Raw genomic sequence first — 1,708 nt, 5'->3', positions numbered from 1 at the left:
ATGTATCAGGGGTAGGGGAGCGTTGTATGCAGCAGTGAAGGTGGACCGGAAGGACTGCTGGAGCGCATACAAGTGAGAATGCCGGTATGAGTAACGAAAAGATCAGTGAGAATCTGATCCGCCGAAAACCTAAGGGTTCCTGAGGAAGGCTCGTCCGCTCAGGGTAAGTCGGGACCTAAGGCGAGGCCGATAGGCGTAGTCGAAGGACAACAGGTCGAAATTCCTGTACCACCGTAAATCGTTACGAGCGATGGGGTGACGCAGTAGGGTAGTGACGCAGACTGATGGATGTCTGTCCAAGCAGTGAGGCTGGTATGTAGGCAAATCCGCATACTATTAAGGCTGGGCTGTGATGGGGAGTGAAAATTACAGTAGCGAAGGTCATGATCTCACACTGCCAAGAAAAGCCTCTAGCCAGATGAAGGTGCCCGTACCGTAAACCGACACAGGTAGGTGAGAAGAGAATTCTAAGGCGCGCGGAAGAACTCTCGTTAAGGAACTCGGCAAAATGACCCCGTAACTTCGGGAGAAGGGGTGCCCCGGTAGTGTGAATAGCACGAGGGGGCCGCAGTGAAAAGGCCCAAGCGACTGTTTAGCAAAAACACAGGTCTGTGCGAAGCCGCAAGGCGAAGTATACGGGCTGACGCCTGCCCGGTGCTGGAAGGTTAAGGGGAGCGGTTAGGGGTTAAACCCGAAGCTGTGAACCGAAGCCCCAGTAAACGGCGGCCGTAACTATAACGGTCCTAAGGTAGCGAAATTCCTTGTCAGGTAAATTCTGACCCGCACGAATGGCGTAACGACTTGGGCGCTGTCTCAACGAGAGATCCGGTGAAATTTTAATACCTGTGAAGATGCAGGTTACCCGCGACAAGACGGAAAGACCCCATGGAGCTTTACTGCAGCTTGATATTGGATTTGGGTACGATCTGTACAGGATAGGTGGGAGCCTAGGAAACAGGAGCGCCAGCTTCTGTGGAGGCAACGTTGGGATACCACCCTGATCGTATCTAGGTTCTAACTTGGTACCGTAATCCGGTGCGAGGACAGTGTCAGGTGGGCAGTTTGACTGGGGCGGTCGCCTCCTAAAGAGTAACGGAGGCGCCCAAAGGTTCCCTCAGAATGGTTGGAAATCATTCGAAGAGTGTAAAGGCACAAGGGAGCTTGACTGCGAGACCTACAAGTCGAGCAGGGACGAAAGTCGGGCTTAGTGATCCGGTGGTACCGCATGGAAGGGCCATCGCTCAACGGATAAAAGCTACCCTGGGGATAACAGGCTTATCTCCCCCAAGAGTCCACATCGACGGGGAGGTTTGGCACCTCGATGTCGGCTCATCGCATCCTGGGGCTGAAGTAGGTCCCAAGGGTTGGGCTGTTCGCCCATTAAAGCGGTACGCGAGCTGGGTTCAGAACGTCGTGAGACAGTTCGGTCCCTATCTGTCGTGGGCGTAGGAAATTTGAGAGGAGCTGTCCTTAGTACGAGAGGACCGGGATGGACGTACCGCTGGTGTACCAGTTGTTCCGCCAGGAGCACCGCTGGGTAGCTATGTACGGACGGGATAAGCGCTGAAAGCATCTAAGCGTGAAGCCCCCCTCAAGATGAGATTTCCCAACTAGTAAGACCCCTTGAAGACGACGAGGTAGATAGGCTGGGGGTGGAAGTGCAGCAATGCATGGAGCTGACCAGTACTAATCGGTCGAGGGCTTATCC

At 54.2% G+C, this 1,708-nt stretch carries 1 rRNA gene (cut by a window edge); it reads left to right on the top strand.

Features of this window, described 5'->3' with window-relative positions:
* Positions 1–1,708, top strand: a 23S ribosomal RNA gene (locus tag BLW49_RS28390) (its annotated part extends 1,316 nt beyond the left edge of the window); the annotation flags it as partial.

The sequence above is a fragment of the Paenibacillus sp. PDC88 genome, assembly GCF_900106725.1.
Lineage (GTDB): Bacteria > Bacillota > Bacilli > Paenibacillales > Paenibacillaceae > Paenibacillus > Paenibacillus shunpengii.
Note: the sequence above shows the minus strand (reverse complement) of the source record. Positions and strands in the feature narration are given on the sequence as shown.